Here is an 18,241-nt window from a genome sequence, read left to right on the forward strand (position 1 = left end):
GGGGGGGAGCAAGATGGTACAGGAAAACAGATATCCAATAGGCGTTACGGGTCAGAAATGGGGCGCAGCGGAGAAGGCTCTGTGGTTAACCAAGCAGACGATTAAGCGCTCCTATCAAGCTGAGGTGGTTGCGAAAATTACGCCACTGGCTGAGCACTTTCAAGTCGACCAGTATGGCGCCTTATCTTATAACGCCAGTGAATATCCCTTGTTTGTGGTCAAGTCTAGGCAGTGGAGTGAAGATAAGCCGACTGTGCTAGTGACTGGCGGGGTTCATGGCTATGAAACCAGCGGTGTACAAGGGGCAATCCGTTTCTTGGAGACCCAGGCCAAGGCGTATGAGGACCGATTTAATATCCTGGTTGCCCCATGTGTCAGCCCTTGGGGATATGAGACCATCAACCGCTGGAATCCCAATGCGGTAGACCCTAATCGTTCATTCTATCGAGACAGTCCGGCCGAAGAGTCGGCGGCCTTGATGGCGTATATTGCCGATTTAGACATAGATATCACAGCGCATATCGATCTACACGAAACCACAGACACAGATAACTCAGCATTCAGGCCTGCCTTAGCGGCCAGGGATGCGGTGGAACATACTAACTGGAATATCCCCGATGGATTTTATCTGGTGGGCAACACTGAGTTGCCGGTTGAGGCGTTTCAAACTGCAATTATCGAGTCGGTTAAAAAGGTTACCCACATAGCCCCAGCAGATGATGATGGCAAGCTTATCGGTGTTAACCTGTCTCAGTTTGGCGTAATTAACTATGCCACTCAGGCTCTGGGCTTGTGTATTGGTTTTAGTGACAGCGTCTATGCCACCACCACTGAGGTATACCCGGATAGCCCTAAGGTCGATGATGAAAATTGTATTTTAGCGCAGGTAGCGGCAATCACAGCTGGGTTAGATTATATCTTGCCACTTTCTTAATCTCCTATCTTAATCCCTTATGTAAAGTAAGCTGTAGTCAGTCATTAGCGTTAACTCAGGTGCAGAGTTAACGCTTTATTTTATCTGTTTTTCAAGCCATGTCTTAAGCTCGACCCGTGTCTTACGCCAAATGAACACACCAGACTAGCATCCAGATGGCGAAGAGTACGCTAGCGGCGCGTTTACTCACGGTGTGACCTAGGCTCAAGCCTATGAGTGCGCCGATACAGGTTAAGACTATTTGCATGGTCACCAATAGCATCAACACGAAGGTTTTATTATCGGTTATCAGCGGGGTGAACAATAGGGCAACCCCGGTCACCATAAGGAAATGATACAGGAATAGTCTATCTAGGCCGCTGCCAGTTTCTGTGGTCGATGCCATCATGATGTACCTGCTTCAAAAGTTCACTCGTCTCTAGATAATAACTAAATGATAATCATTATCAACTAAATTTACACAGTAAACGGGTCATGGTAATACTATTGCTGGAGGTTATTATCGGCAGATATTGCAGCTTGTGTCGCTTTAGGCTAAAGTTACTGGTAATTTGTACAGTAGTTTGAGTTCCGCTTATGATTCTTTATATCGCAGAAAAACCTTCCCTCGGCCGAGCCATAGCCGATGTGCTGCCTAAGCCCCATAAGAAGGGCGACGGTCATATCATGGCGGCGAACGGTGATTGTGTTTCCTGGTGTATCGGTCATCTGTTGGAGCAGGCCGAGCCCGACAGTTACGATGCCGCATACAAGTCGTGGAAATTTGAACACCTGCCCATCATTCCCGATAAGTGGAAGATGAAGCCTAAACCTAAGACCCGCAGCCAATTGACGGTACTGCGAGGCCTAGTCAAGCAAGCCACTCAACTGGTCAATGCCGGCGACCCTGACAGGGAAGGCCAGCTGTTAGTCGACGAGGTGATCGCTCATCTTGGCGTCAAGGGCGATAAGCTTAACCAGACACAGCGTCTGCTGATCAGCGATCTCAACCCCCAAGCGGTGAGACGTGCACTGGGTCAGATGCGCAGTAACCGCGAATTTATTCCCCTGTCTACTTCCGCTTTAGCCCGTTCTCGTGCCGATTGGCTCTATGGTATGAACATGACCAGGGCCTACACCCTACAAGGGCGTAAGGTGGGTTATCAGGGGGTGTTATCTGTAGGGCGAGTGCAGACCCCCTTGCTAGGCTTAGTGGTTCGCCGGGATGAAGAAATAGATAATTTTGTGTCTAAGTCTTTCTATGAGGTGCTGGCAAATCTGACGACAGAGAAAAATGAGGCGTTTACCGCCAAGTGGCAGCCCAGTGAAGCCTGCCAACCTTATATGGATGAAGAAGGCCGAGTCTTGTCTAAAGGGCTGGCACAAAATGTCGCCAGTCGCATCAGTGATAAACCGGCAGAAGTCACTCAGGTTATCGCCAAAGATAAACAGCAAAATGCGCCTCTACCTTATAGTCTGTCTTCGCTGCAGATCGATGCAGCCAAGCGATATGGTATGAGCGCCAAAGAAGTGCTCGACACCTGTCAGACGCTTTATGAACGACATAAGTTGATCACCTATCCCAGATCCGACAGTCGCTACCTGCCGGCGGAGCAGTTTGCCCAAGCACCTCAAGTCATAGATTCTGTGCTATCCGGGGCTGGCGAACTAGTCGAAAAAAGTGATAAGCCAGATCCTAAGATAAAATCTAAGGCCTGGAACGACAGCAAGGTCGATGCTCACCATGCCATCATTCCCACAGAAAAACGCGCCAATATTTCCAGTCTGAGTGCGCGGGAGAAACAAATCTACCTGCAAGTGGCTCGTCAATATCTTGCCCAATTCTATCCGCCTTATCGGTATAGCGAAACTCAAGTTGATGTGTTGATCCAAGGCGGTCACTTCAAGACTAAGGCAAAGCAGGAAAGGTCGTTGGGGTGGAAGCAGCTATTTGCGCGAAATCATGCTGGTAATGCAAAAGGTGCGAGCACTGGCAATAGTGCAGATAGTAGCAAGGAAGATGATGATGAGTCACAGCAGAAGCTGCCAGCGCTGAAGAAGGGTCAGTCTTTGCATTCTGGGATTGGCGAGCTAATCGAGAAACAGACCCAGGCCCCGAAACATTTTACCGACGCCACCTTGCTTGGCGCTATGACAGGGATCAATCGCTATGTGACGGATCCCGAGATCCGCAAGATATTGAAAGATACAGATGGACTGGGCACAGAAGCGACTCGAGCCGGGATCATAGAATTATTGTTTAAGCGCACCTTTCTCAGCAGGCAGGGTAAAACCATTATCGCCACCGAGGTCGGCAGGGGGCTGATTAACAGTCTGCCTTTGAGTGCGACCACGCCGGATATGACCGCGTTGTGGGAGAGTAATCTCGATGCAATCAGTCGCAAGGAAGCTAAGTATCAAAGTTTTATGACGCCACTCATCGACTCGCTTAGCCACTTGATCACTCAGGCCGGATCGCAATTGCCGACAGCTTTAAAAGGAGTTCAGGCGCCGAAGAACTCCTTTAAGAAGCGTCGTTACACTAAGAAGAAAGCCAAGAGTTAATCATTGGCTTGATTGGCATTAATCAATTACAAGATGAAGGTGGATACTTGAGAGCTGAGCTTGTTGATCCCCCAAGCGCTGAACTTGCTCAATGCTGAATGGCCACATAAGGCTTTGAGACCTTCAATCTCATGGCATCGCGATATAACTGATTAATAAACAATTGAATCATATGGTTAGCATGTGTAAGCTAGCTATAAATCAAACAAGGACTTTAGAGGGGATTTAATGTTATTTGACCATGCGTTGACAAGGATTGCGGCGATTCATCAGCAGCACGCTATTAAATGTTTTCTGGCTAGTCGAGCATTGAAAAAAAGATTCGATTGGACAAGTGAAGAATGGGCACAAATCGACAGTTTAATCTGCCTGCAGGAGCCTGAGTTCAATGGTGTAATATTGACCTCGAATGTCATCCCTTTCGATACTAAAACTCAACGGCGTCATTGGATTTTAGCCCGCGGCATTTACCCACATGCCTATTTTACCCTGCAGCAGTGGTTTCAGAGTGCTGAAACTACTGAGATTTTTGATTATTATCTAGCTCAATGCCTGGAGAATAATCAATATCTCGGACACAACATCACTATTTTATTTGCCTTTAAAGAGTCCTGGGAGCTGGTTGAAAGTGAAAAGCAACGGCTGAGGTTTATTGAGAGGTTCTGTGAGTTTGTTACATCGACCTTCTATGGCAACAACGTTACCGACTATCCTGTGGAACCAAGCTTTGTCGCGGATGACATTCCAGATAAATATCAGATATTAAAAGACTGTCTCAGTAGTCCTGGTTTTTGGGGGCATCATCTTATTTCGCTCTCCTGGGTTTTGAAAAAGCAGCATGAGTTATCTGGCGATGAGTTTAATCAATTAATCGCCAATATACAGCTGCAGTGCCATTGGCGATATGAAGACGAGGCAGACAGGCCGAATATCGATACTCGCTTTGTAGGAACGGCGTCTAGTGATGTACTTGAAGCATCTTGTAGAAAACTATTATTGAACAGTGTGAACAACTTGCATCAAATCACCTTGTCAGAATCTATCGTTTTTCTATTTTACCAACAGTGGATACAAGAGGAGCAGAAGGCCAGATTAATTGATGTGTTGGCGCATTTTTCCAAGTCATGATCGGTGACATCAATTAAACGGTTTCACAGCGAGTTTTATCCACCTAGTATGCTAGTGGGAAACCTTTTAAGCTGATGTACTGATTGTAGTCACGTTGCGGTGGTGCTAACTACACCACTATCTTATATACCTGTTAAATGAGGTTATTAATGAGTTTTGAGTTTATTCCTGCCACGCAAGATGATAGAGCATATTTATTGAGTTTGCGTAAATTGACCATGGTTGAGCATCTCGAAAACTCAGGTCAATATTTGTCTGGTGCAGAACATGAGATACGCTTAGATGATGCCTATGCCTGTTCACATTTAATCATTTTCAACAGCGAAACGATTGGCACGTTAAAGTACCAAGAGGATGGCTGTATCGTTGAGATCATGCAGATACAAATTCACCCTGATTTTCAAGGCCAAGGGCTAGGGAAAAAAGTGATACTGCAAGTGCTAACTAAGGCTAAGAATAAGGCTGTTGAGCTGACCGTGTTAAAAGATAATCCGGCACTTAAATTATATCAAAGACTTGGCTTTATCATTACCGGTGAAGATAAGTTTGAGTATCATTTGCAAGCCACTAAGGCTAATCGGTCACCAGTGAGCCTAATTGAGTGAACCTAGCCAAATAGAGCTTGCAGTACAAAAGGAGTTGGATATTGTTTGAGATTATTGCAGTGTATTCAGGCTTAAACGCCACAGTTTGGATTTTTATTGGGGTGTTGATCGCGGCAAGGTGTTATCCAAATTACTCCCATTCAAAACAGTTTTGTAGTGAGTTAGGGGCCAGTGGTAGCCCAACCCAGAAGCTGTCACCTTTAATTAATAATTATCCATTGGGTTTCCTGTTTTGCTTCTTTGGCTGGTACCTAGTCCAGCTAGACGATGTTTCTATTTTGATTAATCTATCGGGTTGGCTAGTTATCGCTCATGGCATAGGCACTTGGGTCGCTGGTTACTTCCCGATGGACGTGGATCCCTACACTAAAGAACCGACTTTTAATTGTAAAGTCCACTCGTGGGCCGGGTTTATCATGCTGCTATCACTGTTGATTGCGCCGATTCTGCTGGCTATCAGCCCAACAAGTGCACTTATCTCAATAGAATTTCGGCTGTTTTCTATCGTGTCAATGATGGTGGCCAGCTATTACCTTGTTGCATTAGCTAAAGCATTTAAAAATCGCCAAAACGCCGGGATATATCAGCGTGTCTCCTATGGCGCGCAGCTGGTATGGTTGAGTGTTTTCTCTGTCGTGCTGGCTTAAAAGCAAGCTGATAGTTGAAAGCGTTATAATGCTAGTTACGCAATTATGCCTAGTGATTGTTGGTTATTTATTCGATGAGTTTATTGCTTATTTAAGTGTGTTTATGAAAATAGGCATATGTTTTAACGAGGTCACATGCTAGAAAATATAAACCGCTACTTCCCGATCTTTGCACTACTGGGTGCCACAACGGCTTACTTTATGCCCCAGTGGTTTACCGAGCTTAAATTCTTAATCGTGCCTCTGCTGATCATTATCATGCTTTCTATGGGGTTAACCCTCGGCTTAGATGACTTTTCTAGGGCGCTTAAGCAGAAGCGCGCCGTGTTGGTTGGTCTAATTCTGCAGTTTAGTGTCATGCCCAGCAGTGCACTGCTTATCAGTTTAGCCATAGGCTTAGATCGTGACATGATCATAGGTATGGTGCTGGTGGGTAGCGTGGCTGGTGGCACTGCTTCAAACGTGGTCTGTTATCTGGCAAAAGGCGATGTGGCATTGTCGATCACCATGACTGCACTTTCCACCTTGGCAGGTGTGTTACTCACCCCATTGATTATTAACCTTCTCCTGGGGCAGATGATAGATATTCCACTGTCGGCAATGCTGATAAGCCTGGTCAAAATTGTGCTTATGCCAGTGGCTGTTGGTGTGCTAATCAATCACTTCTTCCGCTCTGTGATCAGTAAAATCACGCCGATACTGCCTCTGGTGTCGATACTGGCCATTGTGATGGCAATCACCATTATTGTGGCATTGAATGCCGGTCAGTTCGATAAAATAGGCCCAATCATATTGGTGGCCGTGGTGTTACATAACAGCTTAGGACTCATACTGGGTTATACCTGTTGCCGCCTATTTGGATTCAGTCACAAGGTCTGCAAGACCATCTCTATCGAGGTTGGTCTGCAAAATTCAGGATTAGCTACCGCGTTATGTATCAAGTTTTTCAGTCCCGCATCGGCGCTACCAGCTGCGATATTTTCTATCTGGCATAACTTGTCTGGTGCCTTATTAGCGGGGTATTGGTCGAGGGAGCAGCAAAGCCTTAAACAGGATGGCTGCAACAACCAAGACAGCAAGATTGTCAGATGAAGACCCTTGACTAAGCTTAAGTCAGAGCTGTTGAGGAGGGTTTGTTATGCCAACATCAAGAAAAGCGTTAGTCAGTTTGGAATTTTTTATTTAATCAGAAATCTCTCTTCTTATTGCGTATGTCACTGTGCATCTCGTTGTGTTAGAAAGGCTTTTTTGTGCGGAGTCGATCATTATACTGGTCAATCCTATGACCATAGACGGGGTTGGCTTGAAAGTCGACTAGTGGAACTTGCATCCGTGTTTGCCATTGATATTTTGTGCTTACGTCCTCTAGACTCACAAAAATGGGAGTCATCATCACATCTCGAGTCACGTATTGATGTGGAGTTAGCTAAGTAATGGTCAGATGTAGAGGTGGTCACTCAATGGCAAAATCTGTTTACAGACTGATGGATATCTCTTGCAAACGCTTTCATAAGAGTTGCGGCACTGAATGAACCTATCGCTCAACGAGCCAACGCAGAGGACAAGTGTAAAGGGCGCTTCTGGCAGGGACGATTTACCTATTTCCTTTCTGAGAATAGGCTCTACTTGGTGAAGCAGCGGTACTTGCCTGCATGGCCTATGTAGATCACTCTCTACCAAGAGATGGGCTATCCGGGCTAAGACACCGGAAACCTCAGACTTTACCAAGTTTTCAAAGGACCCTTGGGCAACACCCAAGAGTTAACAACCTATTGTGAACTTCTTGAGCGTAAGCGCCGGCAAGGAGTTGCGAACTGTCATCGATGGCTAGATAGCACTTAAGTAAGCCCCCAAAATTGTTATTTCAAACGTATTTTATTGAAGAATAACCAAACGGCAGTTGGTTATTCTGATGTCTGATTTTCAATGAATATAATCGAAATTTCTCACATAACAGAATATTTGAGTATTGTTTGGCGTAGCAGGAGGGTGGATTGATACAGCAATGAACTTATCTGGCAATCAGGCTCAAGTAGGTACAGGTTTCCTAACAGATAATATGTATATGTCTTGGTTATACCTGGATCTTGAAGCGGCAGGATGAGCTCTTAGATGATGAATTTAATCAGTTAATTTCCAATGTACAGCTTCAGTGCCATTGACAATATGAAGACCAGGCAGACAGGCCAAATATCGATACTCGCTTTGTAGGAACGGCGTCTAGTGATGTACTTGAAGCATCTTGTAGAAAACAATTATTTAACAGTTTTAGTAACTTGCATCAAATTACCTTATCTGAATCAGTGGTTTTTCTATTTTACCAACAGTGGATACCAGAGGAGCAGAAGGCCAGATTAATTGATGTGTTGGCGCATTTTTCCGTATCTTAGTCTATGAATTTTCATCAGGCTGTGTATGTCTTGACACTGTAAATTTAATTGCACTGATTGAGGAGATTTATTATAAAAACAATCGAAAATTCTACAGAGCCTGCCCATAGACGTACAGGGACTGTGGTCTTACCTTAATAAATCAAATCTAAGAAAAGGAGTTTGACATGAAAACATCAGGTGCAATGCTGGCCTCATTCCTGACTATGGCGTGTTTTCCTGGGTTGGCGGTAGCAAATACATTAGCCCCCATCTATCCGGATCAGTTGAAATTATTTGAGCTAGGTTCCGAGATCTGTGGTGAAAGTTACCGCCCCGTGACGCGTGATGAGGCCCAGTCGGTCAAGTCTGCGATTGTGGGTAAGATGGAGAAATGGCAAACATCAGCGCTCGCCGAACATTGGCTCATCATGGGGCCTGGTTATTATGGTGAGATCAAGCGAGGCACGGCTGATAGTACCTGGTGTTATCCCAACAATATCGGTTCAGATGAGATCCCGGTCTTATCTACACACTCAATTCCGACCGGTGACGAAGTGGATATACAATGGCGACTCGTCCACGATCGAGATTATTTTGTTAAACCTGTTAGCTATCTAGCGCATTTACTTGGTTATGCCTGGGTCGGGGGCAACCACAGTGACTATGTGGGAGAAGATATGGATATTTTCAGGGAGGCAGATAGCTGGCGTATTCAGGGCAATGATCAGGGCCGCTGCAGCGGCTACCGGTGCGGAGATAAAACCTCCATTGAGGTGAGTAATTTTGCATTTTCACTGAATAGTACAGGTTTCTCTCATGGCGATATTACCGAGTCGGGTAAGCAACTGATTAAAGTTATTACCGCCAACGCAGTAAACCATGAAGATACACCCCAGCAAGTGGTTGTGTCATTGAACTACGACACCACCAGTCATTGGACGAAAACAGATACCTATGGATTTAGCGAAAAAGTCACCACTAAAAATAAGTTCAAGTGGCCGCTGGTGGGAGAAACCGAACTTTCAATCGAGATCGCCGCAGATCAGTCCTGGTCTTCTGAAAAAGGCGGGACAGAAACCAACAGTGTGACAATACAAGCCAGTCCTATCGTCCCTGCTAACTCGATAACGCCCATCAAGATATCCATCTATAAATCCAGCATATCTTACCCTTATGAATACGATGTTGATATCAGCTATGATCTGAATATAACGGGTTTCTTGCGGTGGGGAGGCAATGCCTGGCATACCCATCCTACAAATCGCCCGACTAAATCTCATACTTTCACCATAGGACGCTGGAAAAACCATGCTAACAGCATCAATTATCAGTGGGATAAACGTTATATTCCTGGGGAAATTAGGTGGTGGGACTGGTCATCGACCATAGAAGAGTATGGTTACTCGACCATGAAAAGCATATTGTCACAGGTTATCAGGCCGATCAAATCTTCAGTCTCGGGGGATTTTTATGCCGAAAACCAATTTGCCGGCGATATCGAAATTGGCTACCCGAAGGACAATCGAATGAGCAGTTTCTATGCCGTCGAACGAGGTGTCGAGCTCAGAGACCAAAATTTTAGTGCCGATGAAATGACAAACTTGGGTCTTGAAAATGTCGAACTCAGTGTGACTCGAGTCGTGCAACCATGATTCATCCAGACATGAGTCAAATCGGATCCTTAGGCTTTCGTGGACAATTTAGTCCTTGTGAATACTAATGTTTAGTTATCATGTCAGGTGCGCGCGTAATAGGTAAATAACAAAATATTAGGTACTAACAGTGAAATTAGTACCTAATATTTGTCCCTGTAACTGCTGTATACCAAGTCAGAACATGAGTTAGCTGGCTGCAGGTTTCGATTTATCGAGTCCAAATGCGGGGGAGATATCGTGCCATCCATTATTAATCGTGAAGGTATCGAGCCATCCATTATTAATCAATAACCTATCGAGCCTATGGCTGGTTTTCAATGTTCTAGATGTCTATAAATCCAATCAAGAAGTGAAGATATCGAGCCAGCCATTATTAATCAATAACCTATCGAGCCTATGGCAGGTTTTCAATGTTCTAGGTGTCTATAAATCCAATCAAGAAGAACGATTACACCTTTGAAGTCTATAAAATGCTCACAAGGGGGATTTTTCAGAGAAATTGATAAAATTCAGGCAGGACTAGCTCACCTAATTGATAGTGAGCCAGATATTAGACGAAATGATTGAAACTATCAGCTAGCTTGAAAATACTGACAACAGCTAGAGAAATGCCGACGCCGCTTCTCTAAATGTTCACAATAGCAGGTGAGCTCTTGCAAGGTCCCTACTGGACCATGAAAAATCTTGCCAAAATCTGAGGTGATTTTTATCCAATTCTCACTGGAAATATTTAATCTGGCCAGAACCTTTTCGGCATCGGAAGAGACTGCACCGCGTTTGTCATCACGAATGATTCTGCCTGTTTCATCAACCAATTCAAGGTACTCCTTCAGCGCTAAGTTAATCCCTTTTGCTTGATTAAGACGCTCATTCCCAATAAAGGGCATTAGCTTTATAGGTTGCTTCCCATTTAAGGCCGATTTAATTCTAAGCTGAATACTCGTATGGTCTGATTGCTCTGGCGTATTAGCCATTTTTGCGCGAATAGGGTTGAGGTCTACATAAGCCATACAGGCCAGAACCGCTGCCTCATCCAATAACGCCTGACTCTTAAATCGCCCTTCCCAAAAACGACCAGTACAATTATCTTCTTTGTTTGCCATGCGAGCAATGGGTTCGTTTAACGCTCTCATAAACCAAGATATGTCACTGAGTCGACTGCGATATTGCGCAATCGAATGCTTTAAACGTTCAATCTCATGGCTTTCAATCACTTCACCTTTAGCAAATTTCTGGGTAATTTCGGTTCCCATGAATATTTGATGCCAGTGTTCAACCACTTCTCTCTCAGCCCAACTATTAGACTCATAAATATCCACACTAAGAACAACATGTAAGTGGTTTGACATCACCGCATAGGCTGCCACATCTATTGCGAAGACCCCAGCTAATTTCAACAACTGAGATTCAACCCAGCCACGTCGATGGTCATAGTTTCTCCCAGTGAATTTATCATCACCCAGAAGCAAGGCCCGTCTGGATACGCGTGAGCAGCAATGGTACATGGGAGTGTCTTCTAAACTAACCTGACTTCTTCTTGGGCGCGGCATAACAACCTCTCATTTAAGCTCATCATTTAAGCTTAGTAGGAAGCGTGAACATCTGCCGCTGAATGTGGATGGCACCGTTAATTTCTCTGAATGTGGATGGCACCGTTAATTTCTTACTGAATGTGGATGGCACCGTTAATTTGCACTTCTGAATGTGGATGGCACCGTTAATTTCCGCACCGTTAATTTGCACCGTTAATTTCATTACTTCTGAATGTGGATGGCACCGTTAATTTCCTTCTGAATGTGGATGGCACCGTTAATTTCTGAATGTGGATGGCACCGTTAATTTCAGCACCGTTAATTTCAATGAGGAAATTGCCCCTGATATCTGGAAAAACTTCCTCAAGAATGATTTTAGTCTCAATAACCAGCCCAGCAGGCATAGAGGCTTTATCGGTTTCAAGTTGCAAGACATTGAGTTTGGGTCACCAGGAGCCCTGTATAACTCAAATCCACACTTCATCGTCGAGGCCGATTTTTAGGTCAACCCATCAGTGTGCGAGAGTGAATGTTGCACCTGGTTAAAGCGCTATCTCGCGTTATTCTCCTGTAAGTTGCTGATTTGTCGTTATTAATTTTATAATAATTTTATAATAATGCATTAATCACCTATTGAGTACACTGAGCAGTCTAGAATGCAATCCTGATTTGACGAATACCTCGTTAAACAATTTGGATTATTAGAGAACATGAACTTAGCCATCAAGATCAAAAAAACTATCTTACCTATTACCCTAGTCATGGCGTCTATGTCAGCTTTAGTCGCGACCTCAGCCACAGCGGCTCCAGGTGAGCAGGTGATGGCGTCAATTTCGGTGACTAGCACAGTTCCAAGTACTACTTTTACAGTAAAACCTGTGGGTTATAGCGATTTTGGTAGCATCAACGCTGTCTTAGCATTCGACGAAGAGAATAATACCTTCTCTTCGTGGAATGTGAATATCGAAGCTGTATATGAAACAGGTCTACAGGTCTTACTACAAAACACCGCAACGATATCAAACGGCACCGACGTAGTGGATTTGGACGTCACCATAGACGATGATGCAATCACAACTTCTAGACTCCAAGTCGTTGACGATACATTAGCTATGACAAACGGTGGTGAGAGTACTCATATCTTGGCTATCTCATCAGCGAGCTCAAATATACTGAGTTCTGGTACCTATACAGGGGCAGTGGCATTGATTTTTGAAGACAATTTTTAGATCTGATTTCAATGTTATCCCAGTGGCTCAAACACTCGGTTTGGGCCCTGCTAATTTGGTTGTGTCTATGAAAATACTTACGCTAATCGCCATGCTCTTATGTGGTTTGATGTTTTCCTTTAATGTGTTCTGTGCGGTGAGTCAGGTACGGGTGCCGCAAACCACGGCTATGTTAGGGATTGATAAGGTCAGTGACATCATTCAAATAAGAAATAGCTACGCAGGTGTGGCCTATGTTCAGGCCACAGTGGTCGAAGTGTTTATCGATGAAAATGGCCTAGAATCGCACCATACCATTACGGGCGCAGATAAAGCCGATGCTATCGTGGCTCTGCCGGAGAAATTTATCATCTCCCCCAAGGGCAGCTCCAGTGTCAGGCTTCTTTATACCGGTAAGACAGCCCCTACTGAAGACAGGTATTTTAAGATCCGCTTCACGCCGATCATAAAGTCTGAGTTTTACCGTGATGCTGCCCAAACTGGAGTCGAATCCAGTGTGTTTATCTCTATCACCACCACCACCTTTGCCGCGGTTATCAAGGGCGAACCTAAGCCTGAGCTAGATATCAAGACCGGCGACAATCAAGCCACAGTGACGAATATTGGCGATAGCATGATCTTACTCAATGATTGTAAGGTGTGTGTCGGCAGTGTCTGCGAAATCAGCAGCCAGAAGAGATTAATTAACAACAGGAGCGTGACATTCGACTTCAATACCCAACAGCTTGACATGCAATCGTCGGGCTACCTAACGTGTAGCACACTTAGCACCACAGAGCTGGGTCAGCTTGAACAAGTCATCCCTTATTCTCAGCCAGATCTCCTTGATGAATTCTAATATTTTTATCATAGCGTTCTTGTTAATGAATATCGGCTTGACGGCGCCAGTATTCGCGAGTCAGCCGCTGGGTTCACTCGTGCCAGAGTTTCACTTGTCGAGCGATGACAAGGTGTTGATTAAGAATCACTAACTAGCACATAGTCCAGGTACGCCGCTGTTTTTCCAGTTGACGGTTTCTACGAACATTGAAATTTATCAAGATGACTAATATGACCAATATTTACAGCACCATAAAATTCAGCCTATTAATGCTTTTTCTAGTCATCTTCTCGGCCCATCAGGCCAGCGCGGCGACAATATCCTTCGATTTGGCCTATGACCGTACCACAGATACCGGCATCGCCTTGCAGACCATTGGCGACTCGCGTTCTCGATGCGCTGAGAATGCTAAATATGACAGTCGCGGGGCGCGCATATATGCAGAGTACAAGGGTCAAACTGGAGGGAATGTTGAATCATACATGATTTCGCCGCACACGACGGAGTTAAGATCCACCAAGGGGCAGAAGCTCACATTAACCGTCTCGCCTTTAGGGTTCACTAGAACAGCATCCAATAAGCATGGGAGATACGAGCGCCATGGTGGTAATTATTGTAATCATGTGAGTAGCGGTCAAAATCTTGAGTATATTGAAAAATCTTTTACGGAACCAGGAGATGTGTGGCTTAAAGCTTATAATAATGCTAAGGCTAAATACTATATGTATGCAGCCTTCGTTATCCAAGACTATAAAGACCTTGCCCCGGGGACGTACAGTGGAACCTTTGCCTTTACTCAAGGGCAGGTAAAATTCAGGACGGGTGGTAGCAAGCCCTGGGAAACCGTTTATGCCACGGTCAACCTAGTCGTGACCGGTCACGTATTCGATGTGCGGTTTCCGTATCTGTCGGTGGCCACAGATCCCGCTAATCTCACCTGGCGGGAAATTCCCATCGACATCTACACCAACGAAAGTTTCAAGATAAGGTATTGGTGTCGGCCCAGTGGTGTCGATGAACATGGCGTCAATGAGCAAGGTTTTTGCAAGGTAGCAGAAAATGGCCCCGCGCTGGGGGTAAAGTTGAAATTTCCACACCTTAATTATGATGCTGAATTCTTGCCGGATGTCTGGTACCCGTTTGACAAGGAGGATTTCACCATAGATAACTTGGCTGTCAAGTATCGAGGCTTTATCGGCTTCAAGCTACAAGACATTGAGCTGGGGTCACCTGGAGCCCTGTATATCTCCAATCCTTATTTCATCGTCGAGGCCGATTTTTAGGTCAATCAATCAGTGTAATAGGATATTAGGAAACAAGTGTCACGGGAATTTGATATAAAAATTTTGGGTCTTAGATCCTCGAATTTTACGTCAGGATTTTTTTCAGCCCTCGAGATAAACATATCTAATGTCTAGCCATCAGCGTTTATTTTGCTTTAAAGTCTCTCGCTGGTTCATGTGGGGGATTTTAATTACGGATGAATATTTTTAAATATAATGACTTTAAGTAAGCTGTTGATTTAAAGTGGATAATTAAATAATAATTAAATAATAATTAAATAATACCTATCATACGGTTAGATACATCTAAAATGACGGCCGGATTTAACGAACACATTGTAAGTTTGCGCTAGGCCGATGAATCCTTGAAGTTCGACAATGGGTTATCAGACATCTTTTAAATCTGAAATCAACACTTCATTGCTGACATTTTATTTTTGATGGTATAAATGGTGAATCAAGTAGGGTAATTACTTTAAATTACTAGCTTCGCTCGAATAATGTATTTGAGAGTAAAGTGAAGCCTTTTATAATGTGAGAGTGCGGTTAATATAATGGAAGAATTCTGTGATTATCATTAAGGATAAGATTTTTGACTCAGTAAGGAAAACTGTTACGGATGCAGTGGATGGAAAATGCGTACAATTAGGACGTCATGATTGCTTAGTGCTGTTAAAGTTAATTGAGTCGTTTGGTCGCACAGTGACTCGGAATGAATTATTTGCTGGTGGTTGGCCAAACAGAATCGTCACCGATAATTCATTGAATGCATCGATAAAAAGAATTAGAGATGCCTTCGACGATTCGGATAAACTGATAATAAAATCAAGATCAGGAGTGGGTTATGAGTTAGTCGTAGAGCCTAAATTGATACCTGATACATGTGTTATTACTGTGCGTAATAACGCACGAGAAATAACTATTGACACGGAGGCTGGTTTAACGTCACAGACTTGTGATGGAAATATATTGGCTGTGAAACCCACAGGTTCGATTAATGAACCGACGAAAAGTAAATCATTAATTAATGTTTTTCTGACTATTTTTATATTTATTGCAATAGAAATTGCATTTTTGGAAAAAATATTTTTCGTGCCAACTTTTTCAATTGATGATGTTGATGGGAAATGTACTGTGTTATTGAACCTATTCACAGAAGAAGAACAGAAAAAAATAATAATGAATATTTCAACCAAGCATGAATACCAAGGTTGTTCTTATTACTTCAATAACCTAGGTCATATCATGGTAGTGACAAAGTCAGGATTTAAAGAGCTATGAGAAAAGTAAAAAAAATATTAATAACCGGTCATCTAATCCTTCTGCTTATTATTTTTGTTGATAATCTAGGAGCTAATTATCGCGTAAAGTCAAACTTTTTCGAAGAAGATGATGTACATGTGTTCAGTTTGGTTTGTAAAACCATATTTTGTGAATATTCTTTATCGAATAAAGAAACTGGCGATCTATTTCACGCTAAGGCGTTGATGATAAAGGTATTGTTTACTCATATTGTTTATGTCAGGAATTTCGAAATTAATGATAAAAGCAATCATAGTTTTTATTATAAAGGTATCGACTTTCACGATGGACGTAACATTAGCACTGTAACCTATAAGTTAATTGCAAATCATGAACTGTTTGTGGAGGTCAACGCTGAACTTGTCATCGCTTTCGGTGCTATGTATTACGGTAGGCTTTCAACCTTCGAATCTATACAGAAATATTTTGAATTACCTTCATTTAAATGAGTTTTTTTAAAATTTCCATGTATTCAATTATGTTTTTAAAGGTAAATATTTTAAATTGTGGAGGGTTTTATGAAAGGAGGAATGTCAATATTTAAGTCCTACCAAGTAAAATCTATATTTATATTTACTTTTTTATTGCTATTTCCTGTATTGCTATTGTCGTTAATTCAGGTGGTTTTTGTAAATGCTCACATTAAATACAAAGCAGAACAGCTAGTGATTAAGATAGAACGAAAAATTGATAGCTCACGAATCCAAGCGTTAGACTTATCTAAGTCACTGATAACAAATAACATCAAGTTTGATTGTGGGTATTCGGATAGGTCAATATTGTCGAATAGAGGAGTCCTCCCTTCCAATATAAGAATAATACAAATAGAGTTAACAAATGGCGATAAGTGCTCAAGCTTAGGTGTACCTATAAATCTAAGCTATTCGATACCTGTTGCTACAGATGAACATAATGTGTTCGTGAGCGTCAGCATGAATAGCTCATCAGGTAAGCGAGAGTTTCTATACATATACAATAACAATGGTGACATGTTAACTGCCCTGGTAAACAGTAGCTTTTTTAATGAGCAGTTAAATTATGGGTGTGAGTATTGTTATAAGATTGAGTTGAGGGTTAAGGGCTTACCCTTGGTGGTACGTGGTGGCATAAACATAAATCAATCAAAATACAAATATGAATTAAATCGTACTTACCAAAATAATCAATTGTCAATATCAATAATATCAGGTGACTTACTTTATTATCAAGTTAAAAAACAGCTGCAACCTCTAGTTTATGTACTAGGGCTTATTTTTGGTGTGATTATAAATATCTTATATTGGTTTAGTCACCACTCTAAATCATCGCATGAATATACCATTGCCTTGGCAATTAAAAAGTCTGAATTTGTTCCATACTATCAACCTATTATTAATAGTCTTTCTAATAAAATAGTAGGGCAAGAAGTATTAGTGAGATGGCTTACTAATTGTTCAGCTGTAATCTATCCAGATAAGTTTATTCCTCAGGCTGAAGATAGTGGTTTGATACTGCCGATCACGGAACAGATTATGGATAAGGTTTTTCAAGATTTACCCCAATTAAAAGGTTGGTCAAGTATAAATATCGTCGCCACACACTTAGAAACAGGTTCGCTTTCTAAATGGTTTGATGGGAAGGCTTGTATTGGTAGGGGGGAGATCTGTTTCGAATTAACCGAGAGGAAAAGAATATTATGTATTGAGTCTGCGGAGAAAGAAATAAAAAAGCTTGTTGATTTAGGCATAAACTTTAAACTTGACGATTTTGGAACTGGATATGGTGGTTTCAACTATTTACAAGAGTTAGGTTTACGCAGTATAAAAATTGATAAGATGTTTATAGATACCATAGGTACCGATGATCTTAAGCGAAATGTGTTAGATGCGATTATTGCCTTCGGTAAAGAAGCTGGAATGGAAATAATAGCCGAGGGTGTTGAAACAAAAGAACAGGTTGAGTACTTAGCACATAAAGGCGTTTTCCTTATCCAAGGCTATTACTACGCTAAACCTATGCCTTTGAGTGAACTTACTCAGTTTTATAATGATTATTGAGACTCGCAGGCAGCGATAGCCTGAAGTAACTCTTTATAGCTCATCAAGATGTAGGTTGTTTTCTATACAGGCTAGATTGTACGCTCTAGTCATCCTAGTCGTTGCTAGATTTCAGCAATAAACGATACATTATCCGGCTTGATACCTATTTAAT

The 18,241-nt window shown here is 42.7% G+C and carries 16 protein-coding genes; 14 read left to right on the forward strand and 2 right to left on the reverse strand.

From position 1 onward, the window contains the following. Positions 1 to 13: 13 nt before the first annotated feature. Complete coding sequence (locus tag HRU42_RS01665; RefSeq protein ID WP_295028414.1) at positions 14 to 934, forward strand: M14 family metallocarboxypeptidase; 921 nt, start codon at positions 14 to 16, stop codon at positions 932 to 934. Between the two features lie 121 nt (positions 935 to 1,055). Here HRU42_RS01665 and HRU42_RS01670 read toward each other — a convergent pair whose 3' ends face one another. Continuing rightward, positions 1,056 to 1,319 carry a hypothetical protein gene (locus HRU42_RS01670; protein ID WP_295028415.1) on the reverse strand — a complete coding sequence of 88 codons (264 nt, stop codon included), beginning with the start codon at positions 1,317 to 1,319 and terminating at the stop codon, positions 1,056 to 1,058. A gap of 191 nt (positions 1,320 to 1,510) precedes the next feature. On the opposite strand from HRU42_RS01670, the gene HRU42_RS01675 reads away from it, so the two are divergent. From HRU42_RS01675 to HRU42_RS01700, 6 genes are all read left to right on the forward strand, one after another. After that, a complete protein-coding gene (locus HRU42_RS01675; protein ID WP_295028416.1) occupies positions 1,511 to 3,478 on the forward strand; it encodes a DNA topoisomerase III in 1,968 nt (655 codons plus the stop codon). 228 nt (positions 3,479 to 3,706) lie between these two features. Next, positions 3,707 to 4,606 carry a hypothetical protein gene (locus tag HRU42_RS01680; protein WP_295028418.1) on the forward strand — a complete coding sequence of 300 codons (900 nt, stop codon included), beginning with the start codon at positions 3,707 to 3,709 and terminating at the stop codon, positions 4,604 to 4,606. Between the two features lie 149 nt (positions 4,607 to 4,755). Beyond that, complete coding sequence (locus tag HRU42_RS01685) at positions 4,756 to 5,211, forward strand: N-acetyltransferase (RefSeq protein ID WP_295028420.1); 456 nt, start codon at positions 4,756 to 4,758, stop codon at positions 5,209 to 5,211. Positions 5,212 to 5,252: 41 nt separating this feature from the next. Next, positions 5,253 to 5,858: a DUF998 domain-containing protein gene (locus tag HRU42_RS01690; protein ID WP_295028422.1), complete on the forward strand. Its 606-nt coding sequence runs from the start codon at positions 5,253 to 5,255 to the stop codon at positions 5,856 to 5,858. A 135-nt stretch (positions 5,859 to 5,993) separates the two neighbouring features. Next, positions 5,994 to 6,950: a bile acid:sodium symporter family protein gene (locus HRU42_RS01695; protein WP_295028424.1), complete on the forward strand. Its 957-nt coding sequence runs from the start codon at positions 5,994 to 5,996 to the stop codon at positions 6,948 to 6,950. 1,465 nt (positions 6,951 to 8,415) lie between these two features. After that, entirely contained in the window at positions 8,416 to 9,882 is a 1,467-nt protein-coding gene (locus HRU42_RS01700) for an aerolysin family beta-barrel pore-forming toxin (RefSeq protein WP_295028426.1), read from the forward strand. A gap of 575 nt (positions 9,883 to 10,457) precedes the next feature. Here the strand turns inward: HRU42_RS01700 and HRU42_RS01705 are convergent. Then, the gene (locus tag HRU42_RS01705) at positions 10,458 to 11,435 is read right to left on the reverse strand and encodes a transposase (protein ID WP_295028428.1); all 978 of its coding nucleotides are present in this window, start codon (positions 11,433 to 11,435) and stop codon (positions 10,458 to 10,460) included. 692 nt (positions 11,436 to 12,127) lie between these two features. Here HRU42_RS01705 and HRU42_RS01710 point away from each other — a divergent pair. The 7 genes from HRU42_RS01710 (at position 12,128) to HRU42_RS01740 (ending at position 18,087) form a co-directional block, all read left to right on the forward strand. Next, a complete protein-coding gene (locus HRU42_RS01710) occupies positions 12,128 to 12,646 on the forward strand; it encodes a CS1 type fimbrial major subunit (protein ID WP_295028430.1) in 519 nt (172 codons plus the stop codon). 67 nt (positions 12,647 to 12,713) lie between these two features. Next, positions 12,714 to 13,484 carry a hypothetical protein gene (locus HRU42_RS01715; RefSeq protein ID WP_295028432.1) on the forward strand — a complete coding sequence of 257 codons (771 nt, stop codon included), beginning with the start codon at positions 12,714 to 12,716 and terminating at the stop codon, positions 13,482 to 13,484. Beyond that, positions 13,474 to 13,617, forward strand: coding sequence for a hypothetical protein (locus tag HRU42_RS01720; protein WP_295028434.1), 144 nt, complete (start codon positions 13,474 to 13,476; stop codon positions 13,615 to 13,617). The genes HRU42_RS01715 and HRU42_RS01720 overlap by 11 nt, the downstream gene beginning before the upstream one ends. Positions 13,618 to 13,696: 79 nt before the next feature. Next, positions 13,697 to 14,749, forward strand: a complete 1,053-nt coding sequence (locus HRU42_RS01725; RefSeq protein ID WP_295028436.1) for a hypothetical protein — start codon at positions 13,697 to 13,699, stop codon at positions 14,747 to 14,749. A 567-nt stretch (positions 14,750 to 15,316) separates the two neighbouring features. Then, the gene (locus HRU42_RS01730) at positions 15,317 to 16,030 is read left to right on the forward strand and encodes a winged helix-turn-helix domain-containing protein (RefSeq protein WP_295028438.1); all 714 of its coding nucleotides are present in this window, start codon (positions 15,317 to 15,319) and stop codon (positions 16,028 to 16,030) included. Further along, a complete protein-coding gene (locus tag HRU42_RS01735) occupies positions 16,027 to 16,500 on the forward strand; it encodes a hypothetical protein (protein WP_295028439.1) in 474 nt (157 codons plus the stop codon). Before HRU42_RS01730 ends, HRU42_RS01735 begins: the two co-directional genes overlap by 4 nt. 69 nt (positions 16,501 to 16,569) lie before the next feature. Then, entirely contained in the window at positions 16,570 to 18,087 is a 1,518-nt protein-coding gene (locus HRU42_RS01740; RefSeq protein ID WP_295028441.1) for an EAL domain-containing protein, read from the forward strand. Positions 18,088 to 18,241 lie beyond the last annotated feature (154 nt).

The organism is Shewanella sp. (assembly GCF_013214165.1).
Classification (GTDB): domain Bacteria; phylum Pseudomonadota; class Gammaproteobacteria; order Enterobacterales; family Shewanellaceae; genus Shewanella.